Consider the following 16,119-nt stretch of genomic DNA (forward strand, 5'->3'; position numbering starts at 1 on the left):
TGTGTGACATTGCTATTGGGTTAAAGCCTCAATAGCGCCGCAGCTAAACCGATCAAACCACCGAAGACACCGCCCCATACCACCAGCCAGCCTAAATGTTGTTTAATCATTTGTTGAATGATTTCCTTGACTAGTTGCGGGGTGAGTTCATTCAGACGATTATCCACAATCTGTGAGATTTGCTGATGCATCTCGTCTGTCAGCCCCGGTTTGGATAATTGCTGCTGCAATGCGCTTTTAAAATTGTCATCTTGACTAATATCCAGTAACGCCGATTGCATCTTGCTGATAAAAGGTTCTCGCAATGGCTCCAGTGCGGCAGCGCCGCCAAACATTCCCAACATTTGACCAAAAGACGACGCTTTAATCACTTCAACCAAGGAATCAAACGTGGGCGCCAGATCAACTTTGGCTATGATTGGCGACAGATCAAGATCAAATCTGTCATGCTCCTGGCTCAGTAACCGCTGAATATTTTGATGAGTAAAGAACTGTTCCATCATCAAATTGCGAATCCCCTGTTTGAATTCCTCAAAGCGATCCGGAATTACCCCAGAGCCATATAAACCGGGGACTTTCTCAAATAACATATAGATTGCCAGTGAATTGGTAAGCGCACCGGACAGCGCAAATAATCCGACGGATTTAGCAATATCGTTGTCCAGAATGATCCCCACCGCCACTAACAAAAACGCCAGACCGTTTGTCACTATATTCTTATTCACTGCTTTCCCCGAATGAGTTAATAATGCGAAAAATCGCAGCAAATATACTAATCTCGCTACGACTGTCAATATTCGATGGGATTGTATCTGGTTAGTGAGCTGTGCAGGGGATAACCATTTGAATGGATCACAAAACGCTTTAAACGAGTAGATTAGATATGGCTGGCTAAAAATTTAATCATTAAAGTCAGCCCTATCCCGTTACTCGTAAACTATGTTAAAAAGCGTAGTTAAAACCAATATTAATACTCTTCCAATCTGCTGAAATAGCAGGGTTCGGATTGAATTCCGAAAGCATATTATAATCAATAAAAAACCTAACACTATTGCTCACTTTATAATCAAACCCAAGGCCATAAATTAAGCCACTCTCAGTGTATGAATGTTTTGCTGTATTGACGTCCGTTAATATATCCCCTGAATCGAAAGTACCATTTTGGTCTATTTTAGTCTTGGAATAACCCGATGTAGCATAAATACCAAATCTATCAGTAAGTGGATAAGACACCTTAATTAATAGTGAAGTTTGATAATTTATATCGGTATCAAAACTTTCTGCGGGAAAACCGCCTAAACTAACATTAAAGGTATTTCCAGACGTGCCTTTTGAAAATCGTGTTTCAACTGCCATATAGTTATTGTATTGATAACCGACAATAAGACCTGCGGTATTGAAATCCCGACTGACGGGGCTTAAAGAGATTTTTTGTTCCGTATATAAACTGCCAACATACCAATTATCAATTGTTTTAGCTGATACAGGAGCAATAACAGTCGATAGAAATATTGTGGAAACAATAGTGGGTGCTTTTTTCATTTAAAGTCCTTTTTAAAATAATTCGATTACTTCATCAGATATTCAATTCAAAACCAAGTTGCTTTGCTAAATTATGAAAAGTTCAATTACTCCTAATTTAATGAATAATTTCTAACACTTGTGACAACGCTTTACTGATTTAGTTGTTAATTAATTTCATCAATAAATATCGCGCCGATATCGTTGCTGGATAATCAACGCTTGATATTGAGTTTCATCCAAGATTTGCTGTAACGCATTATCGACACCTTGAGCCATGCCTTTGCGGTTGCCACAGACAAAAACTAACGCCCCATTAACGATCCACTGCCTTAAATTATCTGCATGCGCCAACATGACGTCTTGCACATAGCGGGGACATGTTTTATCCCGCGAAAAGGCTTTGCTAACGATCACTCCCTGCTGTTGCCAACTCCGTACCTCGTCTCCAAGAAAAGCGTCTTTATCCGGATCACGTTCGCCAAAAATCAACCAGCTTCGACTCCCCGGATATTGCAGACGCTGCAATATATGTGCGCGTAAACCAGCTAATCCTGTACCGCTGCCGATAAAAATTGCCGGAATATCGGCATCCACCGCGTAAAAAGCCGGATTGGGTTTAATTTTCAATTCCACAATATCGTTAAGTCCTGCTAAATGGGTTAACCAGCCTGACCCTACCCCCAGTGAACCATCAGCAAACTGATGCTGACGCACAATCAGTTCGATAACACCGGTTCCCGACAAATTGGCAATACTATATTGACGAGTCACGCCGCGACTAAATTGCAGTTCGGCGATATCACCTACCCGCCATTCCGGACGATTAACTAATGAACGCAAGGTGATAAAGTATGCATCAGCACCGGGACTGCCCTGATTAAGTAATTGCCGCTGACTCAGTTGCCATGGTTCAAACTGATTTTCTGCGGGGGGCGAGATTTGCTGTTGTTCAAATACCAGATCCGAATGTAAACCCGACGCACTTTGCCATTTGCTGATCAATGCTTGAGGACGATGCCCTTCACTGGCACAGGATTCCAGCGGTTCAATAATCGGCAACGCGCCTAACTGGCACAACCCCAGATAGAGTTGATGGCCAAATCCGCAAAATTGTTGATAGAGTTTGTCACCCAACGCCATCACGCTAAATTGCAAATGAGATAAATCCTGCTGCAAGCTGCCGGTTAAAAAATGTTTGGCAAATGCAGCGCCATTATCCGGAGCCTCGCCTTCTCCATAGGTAGAGACCACAAAGAGCGCCTGACGCGTTGTTGCCAGCACATCTTCATTGACCTGATTTAGCGATAATAATTGCACCGGTAACTGACCATCAAATAACGCGGCACATTGCCGCGCGATGGATTCAGCCGTGCCGGTCTGACTGGCATAAGCCACCAAAATAGTGCCGTCATCTCTACGCATCTGCGCATTTTTCTGACGGGATTTACGCTGATAATTAAACCAGCTTAACAAGCAAAGCAGGCTATAAAGGGCAATCGTCAGGATGGCCAGTAACAGACGTTCGGATTCAGACATGCAAGATTAATTTACTGTGGCAACACTTCAAAGGTTGCGCTGTAGCCGCCACTGCGACGAGTTGCGGGCGCTTTGGCGTTGTCATCTTCATAACTGGCCGATAACCAGTACATTCCCGCTTGGGGCCAGCTTACCCTAAACAGACCATTTTTATCAGCGACTGCTTTGATTGCATTCTGGGAGGTGCGATAACGCATACCGCCTGCCAGTACTAATACTTCCGCCCCCGCAGCCGGCTCCCCATCAATCAATAAGGTAAACTCGGCACTTTCACCGGCATATAAATCATTGGGATGAGTAACAGGTACCAGCTCCAGCCCTTCATTACTTGGCTTGAATACCTGGTTGCTAGGCGCACCCGCGGTAACAAACGTTTCGACACGGCGTGAAAACTGGCTAACACTCAAATCTTTGGCGTCTTTCGGAACATTTTTATCAAACTCGGCCATCTCTGCTGGCTGTCCACGGCGAGGCCAACCCTGACGCTTGCCTTCGGCGTCGACCCAGCGGGCACGTATACCGCTACTGGCACTAAAAACTTTATAGGTTCCCTCTTGCGCCAATTGCAAATCAAAATTGCTGCGGTATTTACCAGTATTGGCATTTTTAAGTTCCACTTTATTGCCGTTAGGACTAAGGACCTCAACCGAATTCAGACGAAAAGGGGCATGATCAGCATGAAAAATATCGTTGGATACCGCGGCGTCAACCGTCACCCAGGCATTATCTGCTGACAAAACCGTCGCAGCAGGTAAAAACCAGGCACGGTGAGCTTGAGCCGCAAAAGACAAACTCATTGCCAATGTGCTTACAATTAAAGTAGAAAATGTACGTTTCATATTCAGTCCTTTCATTAGGGTTTGATGGTCAAATCGATGCGGCCCAGTTCTTTCTTACCCTGAACATTAAGGGTTTGCGTGTGGTTAATCGGTAATGTAAAAGGCACCGATAACACCTCACGGCCACCAACCTCCCGTACCGCTTCGATATAAAACTGATATTCACCGGCGGGTAAATCATTCAGAGCCAGTGCCTCTGAATCAAAACTCACCTGATAACTGCCAGCAGTTTTGGTTGCACCGGTAATCGCATCGACTGGCAAGCTTAAACTGCGTCCACTGCGACGCCACCATTGGCGTAAATCTTTCAGCCATTCCTGACCTTTCTGGTTGGCTTTGTCATGGTCGTACCAAAGCGCCAGATTTTTGATCTGGCTGCGATCTTGGCTCTGGATCCACATGGCCAGATAAGGCGCGTGATACTCCGCCACATCCAGTTTGGGCAATTCCACATTGGCCTCAATGGTCGCTGCACTCAAGGGCAGACTTAGCACTAACAATGGCAACAGCTTCTTCATATTAATCTCTCTAGGGATGGACAAATAAAATCACAATCAACACCGGCAGCAACACGCCAAAACCGACCATCGGCCAGGTCGTGGGGCGGCCACCCGCATAGCGATAGAGTAAAACCAGCCCGGTCAGACAAAACACCGCACAAGCCAGCGCAAATATATCGATAAACCAATACCAGACTTCGCCGGTATTGCGGCCTTTATGTAAATCATTTAAATACGCCACCACTCCGCGGGTCGTGCGCTCATAAATCAAATCACCACTTAGTCTGTCGATGCTCAGCCACGCATCACCTCCGGGTTCGGCCAGGGATAGATATATTTCGTCTTCCCCCCATTCCACCTTATCACTGATGGGCAAATGCACTGATTTATGCTGGGCCAACCACGCGGTAAGCTCAGTGGGCAACGGACCTTGCTGTACATCATGTAAACTGGACTGAATATCATCCGGCAGGGTCAGTTCCACAGTCGTAACATTGATATTGGCAGGGATATCCGCAGCATGATTTAGGGTGATGCCAGTGACGGCAAATAACAACATGGCAGCCAGACAGATAGCCGAACTGACCCAGTGCCATTGGCGAATAGAACCGAGGGAAATTCGTGCTTTTGTTTTTACCATTGACGCAACTCCGACCTAGATCACGACGTGTACTGAGACTGATTGACTAATTGCTCAAGCTGACGGATATTCTGCTGAACACCGGTTCGGTCGGGGTCAATATCCAGTAGCCTACGCAATAACTTCAGAGCACTCTGGTAATCTTTTTGATCAATTTTAAGCTGCGCATGGGCCAGTAAGGCTGATATCTGGGTATCTTTTAAACTAGTGGCACGTACCAAATATAATTCTGCTTGCTGGGGTTGGTCTAACTTACGATAAACATCAGCTAAAGCCAGAATGGCTTGTCCATTTGCAGGGTCTCTATCCACTGACTTTTGTAGAAAAATCTTGGCTTTTTTATAATCGTGTTGTGCTAACGCAAGTTTGCCACTCCAAATGTCGAGACTGTCTTTTTGTAGATCGGTTAACGAGGCTTTTTCAGCAATACCAATCAAACTTTCCGCCTGTGAGATTTTGTTCTGATCGATCAGCCACGGCAGGGTCTGATCAAAGACGGCTATCACCTGCTCCCGGTTTGAATTGTCCAGTTGTTGCAGACTTTGTGATAAAAGCGCCACAGCACGTTTTGGACTGCCTTCATGAGCATGCAAACCTACTGCCGTGAGCAGATTACTAGTGTTATCGTCTCCCAAACGGATCGCTGCTTCGAGACTCGCCAGCGCACTCTTATATCGATGTTGCTGCATGGCAATCTGACCTCGCATAAGCCAAAACTGCGGGTCATCACTATGGGTAGCTAACTGTTGTTGTAACAATGCGCTGGCATAATCCCAAGCACGAGATTGAATTAGCACATACAACAACCCCTGCAACCATTGTTCGTTGTCTGGCGACAAGTACATCGCTTGTTGGTATCCGGCAATAGCAGCATAAGGCTGATCATTACGGAAGTTAAGGTATGCCAGCTGACCATATGACTGTGCATCAGAAGTCCCTAATTCAATGCTGCGTGAAATATGGTTCTTAGCCTGCTTATAGTCTTTTTTTAACATATACAGCATACCCAGCGTGCGGTGTGCCAATAGTAAGTCGGGCATATCTTTTAGTGCCGACGTCAGGACACGCTCTGCTTTATCATAACTTTTAAGACTCAGGTAAACTTGCCCACGTAACACTTTTAGTGCGGGGCTATCAGTTCGAAAATCTTTTTCAAGAAAATCATCCCGTTCCTCAAAAGCCCTGATAACAAGACGATACTCCTGCTTTTCCAGCAAAGGTTCGATCTTTTTGCCAAACTCAGTTTCTCCTGGGGATATTTTGGCAATAGTTTGATTCAATGCTGGACGCTGAATAAAAGTAAAGTCGGGTTCGGCGAATTGAATCACAATGTCGCCAGCCTGTACCTGAATAGCCAGTAAAGAGCTCAGTAACAAGCCGGTTTTAGTTAAAATCGAAAATCTATTCATAACAAACTCTCACGAATTAATAGCAATCGGCCACACAAATCTGGCCCTGACAGGCACGCCATCTTTCATCGGTGCGCTAAAACGGCTGTTATGCACCATCTTTTTAATTTGCGGTAACAACTCCGGATAATCATTCTCAAGTACTTCAAGTAAGGTAATACTGCCATCCACATCGATTAAAACCCGTAAAGAAATCATAATTTTACGAATACCTTTTAATGATGCCCGTCGCGGCATTTTTATGCGTAGCGGTGTTAATAAAATCGGCATCCCATCAAGGCTGTCTAACTCAAAGGCTTGCATGTCTACCCCAACTGACTGCCACTCAGGTAATCTGGTATCTATTGTCGGAACATCAGGTAATTTAATACTTAATTTCGACTCTGGAATATCCACAGTCACTACTTTTGCCTGCCGTCCTTCAACCCTTAAATGCAGACTTTGTTCTGCCTGAGTCTGCTTAACTTTAGGAGGTGAAGGAGGAGGAGGCACTGACGGTATGACGTCAATTTCACGAACTGTAACGCTATCTTTCGGGTTAAGCGCAGCTGAACGACCTAACCACATCACTAGTAAAGCCAAGCTAAATATCACCAGACTAAGTAGTACAGAAATAGCGCGGGACGATTTCATCACCATTACTCGTTTTCTGTAGCCAAATTGACGACTTTGGCCCCCGCTAGTTTGACTTCATCAATCACTTCCACCAACTGCTGCGCGGCAACATTCTTATCTGCCTGGATTACAACCGGCCTATCATCTGCTTGTAGTAACTGTTCGAGTGTGCCACGAATTCCGGCTACACCGATGTTATTGCCATCGTAATACACCTGCCCGTCATCGGTGATAGCCAGTAAAATAACGGTTTGTTCTAACTGTTGCGCAGTAATGGATTGGGGTTTATCCACTTCCACCCCGGTTTCACGCACAAATACCGTAGTGACAATAAAAAAGATTAGCAGGATAAATACCACGTCTAATAACGGAGACATATCAATGCCACTTTGCTGCTGTTGTTCCAGTTGCTGTTTTAGGCGGTTTTGCATTAATGTATCTCCACCAGCGCTTTAGGCTGTTTTTTACGACGGAAATATCCCAGCAATGCACTGTGCATTAACCAGGCTGGTACGGCACAAACCAACCCCATCTGAGTGGTAAGCAAAGCATCAGAAATACCACCACTTAAAAGAGCACCACTAGCCCCCTGCACTGAGATGCCTTTAAAACAATCCAACAAACCAATAATGGTTCCCAGTAACCCAAGTAAGGGCATGGCTCCAATCAATACCAGTATCGTTTGCTGATTGCTGATTCGCTCGCAATATTCGCCATATTTAACCTGTAATAAAGCAAAAACAAGTTGCTGATAGCACCCCAAAGCCAACACCGCAATTGCCCAGCACACCCAGTTATTGAACATATCGTTTAACATGTGCCGGCCTTAGCCGATTTATCATATTCACGGCTATGCATCAGTTTTATATTACTTTCACTTAACTGGCTGATTTGAAGTGCAAAACTTTCCAGTTGCTGGTAATAATTTTTGGCTCGGCGCGATAGCAGCGCATTCAAAATCAATGCAGGAATAGCCACCACCAATCCCAGTTCGGTGGTAATCAATGCCTGGGCAATACCACCAGAGACCACTTCCGGATCACCGGAACCAAATAAGGTCATCATCTTAAACGTTTCGATCATTCCACTAACGGTGCCCAACAAACCTAATAGTGGTGATATTGATGCAACCACTGCAATCGCACCTAACCAACGTTCCAGTCGATATTTACTGTGCTGTAATTGATTGAACAACAAATCATCACGATGTGCGATATTCGGCTCGTCACGCGCAATTTGCATAAGAGATGCTTGCATACCGTTGAGATTGGTATCTTGTTTTTCTCCCTTTTGACTTATCCACTCTCCTAGTTTTGTGCTGGGTAATAACTGAATTTTTGGCAACCTGAATAATTGCCAGCTTTTAGCGATAGCGATAATCAGTGCAAAAAGCGCAAAAAACAAAATGGGTATGGCCCATAATCCCCCTTTGCTAATATGCTCGATTGCACTTTCATGCTGTTTGGCCATTGCGATCGCTTTACTGTTACTGGGATCAAAACTTATGCTGCCCTGTCCGGTTCGGGCTAATTCCAGCAGTGATTGCCGGGATGCACCTTCCAAAGGCAAACTCACTTTTAACCCATTATTACCTGATTCGAGTAAGCCAGCCTGCTCACCATTGACGTAAAACATTACCGGTCCTAGCGACAATACATCAGCCGGTTCAATCACACCTGATTCAGTTATTACCACTTGCTGGCTAAATACGGGCGACAATTGTGCCAACAGCTTTTCACCGTGCTGCAAAATACTGTTAAGGGACGCACGTTTTTCTGATACCGGCAGGTCCTGTTGACGAGTAAAACGGTTAATAAGATTTTGCTGAAAATTATGTTGTGCACGCCAACCGTCAATACGTTGCTGCAACTGAGTCAGCCCCAGCGTATTTTCATCCTGTAATCGGCGCACAACCGCCGTTTTATCCCGCAGTGTTAAAACTTGACGTTGCACCGCAGATAGTTTTTTAGCAATAACGGCGCGCTCCGCCGCCACTTTATCCTGTGCATTTTTCAACGCCTGTTGTGATTTTTTAATATCAGACAAAATAGATTTGTCGAGCGCTTGTGCTTGCACAAATTGTGGCGCTAATAAGATAAAAAGAACGGTAATTTTTAATAATTTCATTGTGCTGCCTCCACCGCGGAAAGCGTAAGTGGCAAACTAATCAATTCGGCCTGCGCTTGCTTTTCAAAAATAGCAATAGCTTTGGCAATTTCAGTCGCATCCAGATCAGTATCAAATGTCCATTGCCAGCCATCTGCGGTTGCATGTCCTGTACCTGCAATTGTATTGTCATGGTTAACAAACCAGGCTTGGGCCACACCGAGATATAACTGTTTTACCAGTACCTGCTGACCATTATCTGTGGTAACTGTGTCTTCATTCACACTGATCCGATTAGCAAATTCCGACAATTTAGATAATTTCGCCAAAGCGACTTGCAGTTGTTGTGAGAGATTCTGTTCATCAGTCAGCGCTTTATCTTCCTTTTGCCAACTTTTCAGTATAACCGGCGGCAATTGCCCCTTAAGTTCAGACAGGGTTTGAATTAACCTGGTAACAAATTCACCGATGGTTTGTTGTTGCTTTTCTAACTGACCTTGTTCGTTAAGCAAGCTGGTTCGCTGTTTATCTACTTCAGACTGAACATCCTGACTTTTATCCAGTATCTGCTGCAACTGTTTATATTCAGCATTAAGCAATGTCAGACGCTGCTCCAGCATCGGCTTTTCTTCCTGCCACTGACTATTTAATGCTGCGGTTTGACGTTCAATATCCAGCCATTGCTGAACCAATTTTTCAGTTTTATCTACTTGTTGCTGCGCCTGAATCGTCGTTGTTACGAGTAATACCAAAATACTTATAACACGGCTGAGAAGAATGATATTTCGCCTAATAACAATCACATTTAGTTCCTACTTTGAATGACTGGAATATTCCGTTATGGACAGAATACTACAACCAAATATATCAAAAAACAATTGCAAATGATAATAGTTTGCATTTGCATATTTATTATTATAATCTCCTTATCACTCAACTTCGAGTGAAATTTTAGTGACCTGTATTTTTAGGTTTTACGTAATTAAAACTTCACACACAAAAACGTCTAACAGGAGATAACACGAATGGGTCGTACCAACCTTTTAGTTCGCCTAAATGGGTTTCATCAAACTGCATTAGCAGTTGCGATTACTGCATCTTTACCTACCTTAGCGTCCGCTCAGGAAGTTAACCGACTACCGGTAGCTCAGGCACAGGCGCAAACCGAGCAAGATTACAAAGTGGATCAATCCACCTCATATAAAAACCCATTACCGCTGGTCAACACAGCCAAAACTATCGACGTTGTTCCTCAATCCGTAATGAAGGATCGTAATGTTGATAACCTGCGTGATGCATTGCGTAACGTACCGGGTATTTCCATGGCTGCCGGAGAAGGTGGCGCGCCTCCGGGTGATAGCATGACTATTCGTGGCTTTGATGCCAGTAATGATATTTTTATCGACGGTATTCGTGATTTGGCCGGTTATAGCCGTGATACCTTCAATACCGAAGCGATTGAAGTCAGCAAAGGTCCGGCGTCAACCTCAACCGGACGTGGTAGTGCTGGTGGTAGTATTAACTTACAAACCAAAACGGCCAAGTTGGAAGAATTTGCCGATGTGACCGGCCGTTTGGGCTCGGAAGGGGATTATCGCGCCACGCTGGATTTTAATACCAAAGTCTCCAACCGCTCTGCCCTGCGTATTAATTTGTTAACCGATGACGGCGATGTTGCCGGACGTGACAATGTTGAAAATAGCACTGACGGAATTGCCGCCTCCTTTATGACTCAAATCAGCCCTGATTCCACGTTGGTGATCAATGGCGATATGCTACAACAGGATAACGTGCCGGATTATGGTATTCCCTGGGTAAGCGCCGGATTAACCGAAGGTCCGCTAATGGATTATGCCGGTAGTGCCCCTCCGGTCGATTTTGATAATTTCTACGGCAATTTATATCGGGACTTTGAGGAAATTGATGCCAAATCCTTAACCGTTAAGTTCGAGCACCAGCTCAATGCTTCTACCCAACTTCGCGCTCAAGCGAGAACCGCTTCTGTGGATAGACTTAATGTCGTCACCGCACCACGTTTTATTAACGTGTCGGAATCAACCGATATTCGTATGAGTGATGAAAAAACCCGCGACACCAGCAACAGCATCAACATTGTGCAACTGGATTTGCATGGAAACTATCAAACAGGTTCAATCATCCATAATGTGGTGGCGGGTATGGAGTTTTCCAAAGAGAAATTCGAACGCTGGGGATATGTAGATCTGGTTGACGACAATCTGGATAGCACACCAGAATTAAACGACTTATATCACCCTGATCCACGTATTCCCTTTACCGGTGAATATGGCCGTGACGGCACCCGTACCTATGCTGATGGTGATACCAAAGCCGTGTATGTGCTGGATAATATGCAACTAAACAATCAGTGGTTAGTCAGTTTGGGCTTGCGTTGGGATGATTTCGACACCCAATATCACAATGATGATCAAGACCTGTCAACTTATGTCAGCACGTCCAGTAGCGATTTAAGCTGGAATGCCAGTATCAGCTACAAGCCAGCGGAAAATGGCAGTATTTATCTTGCCCATGGTACCTCCTTTACCCCCGCTTCGACCAATCTGACCGGTGGAAGTAGCGGTAATCAAAGTGAACTTGATCCGGAGAAGAACAAGAGTTTGGAGCTGGGTACCAAGTGGGAATTGCTAAACAATATGGTGTTGGTCAACGCTGCCATTTTCCGTACCGTCAAAACCGATGGACAATATCGTGATCCGGACGATCGCAATCTTTATCACTTTAACGGTGAAGAAAAAGTTACCGGTATGGAATTGGGCTTAACCGGTCGCTTATCCGACGCCCTTTCACTAACCGCAGGTTATACCTATCAGGATAGTGAAGTCACCGCTGGTGCCGACAATACGTTGGGTTTTGCCTTGGCCAGAGCCCCCAAACACTCAGCCAGTTTGTGGGGTAAGTATGACATTACTTCACAACTATCGGCCGGTTTGGGACTGGAATATGTGGGTGAACGTTATAACGGAAACAGCGAGACACGACGTTATGCAGAATCCTATACTCTGTTTGATATGATGGTTGCCTATCAGGCTACTGAACAACTGTCGATTCGGTTAAATGGCAGTAACCTGACTGATGAAGACTATATTGACCAACTGGGCGGTGGACACTTTATCCCCGGAGTTGGGCGTCATATCTCAGTAAGTGCAACCTACAGTTTCTAACGGTTTCCAGCGCTAATAATTGCCTCACACTTCGGTGTGGGGCATAGTTAACCTGAGCTTAAGTTATTTGTTTTATAAATCGGAACAACAAAAGACCCATTTATGCTGTTAAAAATCCCGCAAATACTCGACCAAGAACAAGTAAAACAAGCCAAACAAATGCTGTTACAAGCCGACTGGATGGACGGTAATATGACGGCTGGCTATCAGTCATCACAGGCTAAAAATAATCTTCAGTTGCCAGATAACAGCGAAACCGGACGGATATTGGGCGATATGATCCTGCAGGCGCTGGCCAAATCCAATCTATTTATGTCCGCAGCATTACCGCTAAAAATATTTCCGCCGCTATTTAATTGCTATCAGGGCGGACAATCTTTTGGTACCCATATTGATAACGCCATTCGCCAAGTGCCCGGTACCCCGGTTAAGGTGCGTACCGATATTTCCATGACCCTGTTTATTTCCGAGCCGGATGAATATGAAGGTGGCGAACTGATTATGGAAGATACCTATGGCTCCCATAAGGTAAAGCTCCCCGCAGGTGACTTGGTGATTTACCCCTCCACCAGTTTGCATCGCGTCACTCCCGTGACCAAAGGACAGCGTATTGCATCGTTTTTCTGGTTACAAAGCATGGTTGCCAGTGACGAAAAACGGGCGATTTTATTTGATATGGATATGGCGATTCAGGCATTAAGAGAGAAGGTACAGGACAGTCCTGAAATCGTGCAACTGACCGGTGTGTACCATAATCTGCTGCGCCAATGGGCAAATACCTGATCGCGCCAGCGTGGCACACCAAATTACTTGTATTGGTGCGTCATCGGCCATTCGACAAGCCTGTATTGGTGTCGTACAAGTGGCAGGTCCCCAACCCCACAAAAACACCACTCACATTTTGTAGCAAAAAGTCGGTTCAACCGACTTGTTCCAAGCGTTAAGCTATGTTTCGATCAGCGATAGCCCAATGACAGTGGATGACAATCATGGTATTCAGTAATCAGGTACTTCCTTTTAACAAACAAATTAAAGCCGTACTGATCATTATTGCGGTGGTGACCTCAATTGAACTGGTAAACCTGTTAACGCAACGTTGGTTAAATCAGTTTGGTCTGCTACCCCGGGATATCAATCATCTGTTAGGTATTTTTAGCAGCCCGTTTTTACACGGCAGCTTTAGTCACTATTTATCCAACATTATTCCGCTGGGCGTATTTAGTTTATTGATGCTGCAATACGGCACCAAACGTTTTGTACTGATCAGCCTGTGGATCATTTTTGCATCCGGCTTATTGGTGTGGATTTTCGGTCGCACCGCTTATCATGTCGGTGCCAGTGGCCTTATATACGGTTATTTCGGTTTTTTACTGCTGGCTGGATTTATGGCTAAAAAACTCAAGCTTATTTTAATTTCTTTACTAGTCGGCTTTTTATACGGTGGTTTTATTTATGGTGTATTACCGAATGATCGCTTGTTTGTATCTTGGGAATACCACTTGTTTGGTTTTATCGCGGGATTAGTCGCTGCACGCTATTGGGTAACCGAAAAAGGCACAGCGAAATAACACAGGGTAACGGTTCTGAATCAGGTTAACTAGATATGCTCAATTGTCGTTTTCTAGAATCTGGCGCATCCGTTGTTGCACCACATCGATTAACAAATCAGGCTGAAACTTGGAAATAAACCGATTACATCCCACCTTCTCCACCATGGCCTCATTAAAACTGCCACTAAGTGACGTATTTAACGCGATAAACAACTGACTCATGCGGGGATCATTGCGTACTTCAGCAGTCAGGCTATAACCATCCATTTCCGGCATTTCCGCATCAGTAAACATCATCAGTATTTCATCGGTAACCGTTTTACCCGCATCAGCCCAACTACGCAGTAAATTTAACGCTTTCAGGCCATCATTTTGTTCGATCACCTGTAGACCAAATTGTTCAAGGGTATCGCGGATTTGATTTCGAGCCGTGGGAGAATCATCGACAATCAATACTTTCTTGCCTTTTAAATGCTGAATAACCTCTTCATCCAGAATATCCGGAGAAACCTCGATATTATAATCGACGATTTCGGCCAGCACTTTTTCCACATCAATAATCTCCACCAGCCGTTTTTGTCCTTCCACTTCCACTTGGGTGATGGCGGTTAAATAGGCTGATTTTCCCACTGAACTGGGGGGAGGTTGAATTTCACTCCATGAGGTATTGGTAATACTTAATATCTGTCCAATCAAAAAACCTTGCACGGTGCGGTTGTACTCGGTAATGATGACATTGGCACCTTCGGATGGCTCCCGCTCGGGCATTTTAATCGCACGGCGCAAATCAATAATAGGAATAGATGAACCACGGTAATTGGTTACACCGCGCAAATTGCTATGAGAGCCAGGCATGGTATTTAACTTCGGCAGTGTGATGACTTCTTTGACTTTGAACACGTTCACAGCAAAGATTTGACTGGAGTTTAAACGAAACATTAATAACTCCAGTCGGTTTTCACCAACTAAATTCGTTCTTTGATCGACCGAAGCGAGTATTCCCGACATATTTCCCACACCTAAGATTATCTGTATTGGTTTATATTATACCAAACCATAAAAATATGTGATGGTTGTACTAAATACAACCCAAAAGACAATTCAATAACAAACGCTTAGGTTTATTTTTGAGCCACTGGCTATTCACTTGCCATGTTTCCAGTACACCGGCCCCACACCGCATCGATACAAGTTTTGCTGACAAGTTTCGCCTGCCACGATACAATTCAACCAAATTATCAATGTAACCCAAACCATTTACTTCATGAATATAGCTAAAATAGATTTAAACTTGCTGGTCTATTTTGATGTGCTGATCCGCGAACGTTCAGTGACCAAAGCGGCCCATCAACTGAGTATTACTCAACCTGCCATGAGTAATGGTTTGAAGCGATTGCGCGATTTATTTAACGATCCGGTTTTAGTCCGTACCAGTGAAGGTATGACGCCCACCCAACGTGCGTTAGAACTGCAACCCGTCGTCAGAGATGTGCTATCACGTCTGGAAGCAGCCATTCAGCCTGAATTGGATTTTGATCCCGCTAGTAGTGATCGCACCTTTCGAATTATGGCCAGCGACTATGCCGAATCAACCCTATTATTGGCAGTCATTGGTCAACTCAATCAATTAGCCCCCAATATTGCGCTGGATGTCATCACTCCCAGTGATGTGACTTTTCATGATGTGGAACAAGGCAAAGTGGATATGGCGATTAATCGCTTTGAAGAACTTCCCCAGTCCTTTCATCAAAAGGTTTTATGGTACGACAGTTTTTCTTGTGTAGTGAATAGCGAAAATCCCATTGTTGGTCGTTTTACTCTGGATAATTACCTTGCCGGACAACATATATGGGTTAGTAAAACCGGTTTTGGGGTGGGAGTGGGGATTGATCCCAATGAAGTGCAAAAACTCGGTTGGGTAGATGTAGAATTAGATAAACTCGGGCATAAACGTCATATTCGCACTTTTACTCGCCATTATCACGTTGCACTGCAATTGGCTAAAGTCCAAAACTTAATTGCGACATTACCCAGCCGGGCGGCCAAAATTTATCAGGACGATCCTAATGTCATTGTGCTCGACCCTCCTTTTGATATTCCGCCGATAGCACTGAAAATGGCCTGGAGTGCTTTACTGCAACATGATGCCGGGCATATTTGGCTGCGCCGCATGATTATGGATATCGCCAGTAAGTTATAA

Annotated in this window: 17 protein-coding genes; 4 read left to right on the plus strand and 13 right to left on the minus strand. The window is 44.6% G+C overall.

The features are described 5' to 3' along the window. Positions 1–20: 20 nt before the first annotated feature. From ACTD55_RS07025 to ACTD55_RS07080, 12 genes are all read right to left on the minus strand, one after another. Positions 21–725 carry a DUF445 family protein gene (locus ACTD55_RS07025; protein ID WP_438863605.1) on the minus strand — a complete coding sequence of 235 codons (705 nt, stop codon included), beginning with the start codon at positions 723–725 and terminating at the stop codon, positions 21–23. A 217-nt stretch (positions 726–942) separates the two neighbouring features. After that, positions 943–1,542: an outer membrane protein gene (locus tag ACTD55_RS07030; RefSeq protein ID WP_438863606.1), complete on the minus strand. Its 600-nt coding sequence runs from the start codon at positions 1,540–1,542 to the stop codon at positions 943–945. Between the two features lie 159 nt (positions 1,543–1,701). Further along, positions 1,702–3,060: a sulfite reductase subunit alpha gene (locus tag ACTD55_RS07035; RefSeq protein ID WP_438863607.1), complete on the minus strand. Its 1,359-nt coding sequence runs from the start codon at positions 3,058–3,060 to the stop codon at positions 1,702–1,704. Positions 3,061–3,071: 11 nt separating this feature from the next. Beyond that, the gene (locus ACTD55_RS07040; RefSeq protein ID WP_438863608.1) at positions 3,072–3,899 is read right to left on the minus strand and encodes a DUF4198 domain-containing protein; all 828 of its coding nucleotides are present in this window, start codon (positions 3,897–3,899) and stop codon (positions 3,072–3,074) included. A gap of 14 nt (positions 3,900–3,913) precedes the next feature. After that, positions 3,914–4,417, minus strand: a complete 504-nt coding sequence (locus ACTD55_RS07045) for a DUF2271 domain-containing protein (RefSeq protein WP_438863609.1) — start codon at positions 4,415–4,417, stop codon at positions 3,914–3,916. 10 nt (positions 4,418–4,427) lie between these two features. Beyond that, complete coding sequence (locus tag ACTD55_RS07050; protein WP_438863610.1) at positions 4,428–5,039, minus strand: PepSY-associated TM helix domain-containing protein; 612 nt, start codon at positions 5,037–5,039, stop codon at positions 4,428–4,430. A gap of 20 nt (positions 5,040–5,059) precedes the next feature. Then, positions 5,060–6,448 (minus strand): tetratricopeptide repeat protein, encoded by a 1,389-nt coding sequence (locus ACTD55_RS07055; RefSeq protein WP_438863611.1) that lies wholly within the window; start codon positions 6,446–6,448, stop codon positions 5,060–5,062. Positions 6,449–6,457: 9 nt separating this feature from the next. Then, the gene (locus ACTD55_RS07060) at positions 6,458–7,081 is read right to left on the minus strand and encodes a hypothetical protein (protein ID WP_438863612.1); all 624 of its coding nucleotides are present in this window, start codon (positions 7,079–7,081) and stop codon (positions 6,458–6,460) included. 5 nt (positions 7,082–7,086) lie between these two features. After that, the gene (locus ACTD55_RS07065; RefSeq protein ID WP_438863613.1) at positions 7,087–7,494 is read right to left on the minus strand and encodes an ExbD/TolR family protein; all 408 of its coding nucleotides are present in this window, start codon (positions 7,492–7,494) and stop codon (positions 7,087–7,089) included. Continuing rightward, the gene (locus ACTD55_RS07070; RefSeq protein WP_438863614.1) at positions 7,494–7,880 is read right to left on the minus strand and encodes a MotA/TolQ/ExbB proton channel family protein; all 387 of its coding nucleotides are present in this window, start codon (positions 7,878–7,880) and stop codon (positions 7,494–7,496) included. Before ACTD55_RS07070 ends, ACTD55_RS07065 begins: the two co-directional genes overlap by 1 nt. Next, positions 7,874–9,190 (minus strand): MotA/TolQ/ExbB proton channel family protein, encoded by a 1,317-nt coding sequence (locus ACTD55_RS07075; protein ID WP_438863615.1) that lies wholly within the window; start codon positions 9,188–9,190, stop codon positions 7,874–7,876. Before ACTD55_RS07075 ends, ACTD55_RS07070 begins: the two co-directional genes overlap by 7 nt. Beyond that, positions 9,187–9,972: a DUF3450 family protein gene (locus tag ACTD55_RS07080; protein WP_438863616.1), complete on the minus strand. Its 786-nt coding sequence runs from the start codon at positions 9,970–9,972 to the stop codon at positions 9,187–9,189. The genes ACTD55_RS07075 and ACTD55_RS07080 overlap by 4 nt, the downstream gene beginning before the upstream one ends. A 222-nt stretch (positions 9,973–10,194) precedes the next feature. Between ACTD55_RS07080 and ACTD55_RS07085 the strand changes: the two genes are divergently transcribed. The 3 genes from ACTD55_RS07085 (at position 10,195) to ACTD55_RS07095 (ending at position 13,937) form a co-directional block, all read left to right on the plus strand. Beyond that, positions 10,195–12,369 (plus strand): TonB-dependent receptor, encoded by a 2,175-nt coding sequence (locus ACTD55_RS07085; protein WP_438863617.1) that lies wholly within the window; start codon positions 10,195–10,197, stop codon positions 12,367–12,369. Positions 12,370–12,471: 102 nt separating this feature from the next. Then, positions 12,472–13,152 carry a Fe2+-dependent dioxygenase gene (locus ACTD55_RS07090; RefSeq protein ID WP_438863618.1) on the plus strand — a complete coding sequence of 227 codons (681 nt, stop codon included), beginning with the start codon at positions 12,472–12,474 and terminating at the stop codon, positions 13,150–13,152. 197 nt (positions 13,153–13,349) lie between these two features. Continuing rightward, positions 13,350–13,937, plus strand: coding sequence for a rhomboid family intramembrane serine protease (locus tag ACTD55_RS07095; RefSeq protein ID WP_438863619.1), 588 nt, complete (start codon positions 13,350–13,352; stop codon positions 13,935–13,937). A 39-nt stretch (positions 13,938–13,976) separates the two neighbouring features. Here the strand turns inward: ACTD55_RS07095 and ACTD55_RS07100 are convergent, their stop codons facing one another. After that, positions 13,977–14,927 carry a chemotaxis protein CheV gene (locus ACTD55_RS07100; protein ID WP_438863620.1) on the minus strand — a complete coding sequence of 317 codons (951 nt, stop codon included), beginning with the start codon at positions 14,925–14,927 and terminating at the stop codon, positions 13,977–13,979. A gap of 256 nt (positions 14,928–15,183) precedes the next feature. Here ACTD55_RS07100 and ACTD55_RS07105 point away from each other — a divergent pair, with 256 nt between their 5' ends. Continuing rightward, positions 15,184–16,119, plus strand: coding sequence for a LysR family transcriptional regulator (locus ACTD55_RS07105; RefSeq protein ID WP_438863621.1), 936 nt, complete (start codon positions 15,184–15,186; stop codon positions 16,117–16,119).

The organism is Neptunicella sp. (assembly GCF_048268085.1).
Classification (GTDB): domain Bacteria; phylum Pseudomonadota; class Gammaproteobacteria; order Enterobacterales; family Alteromonadaceae; genus Neptunicella.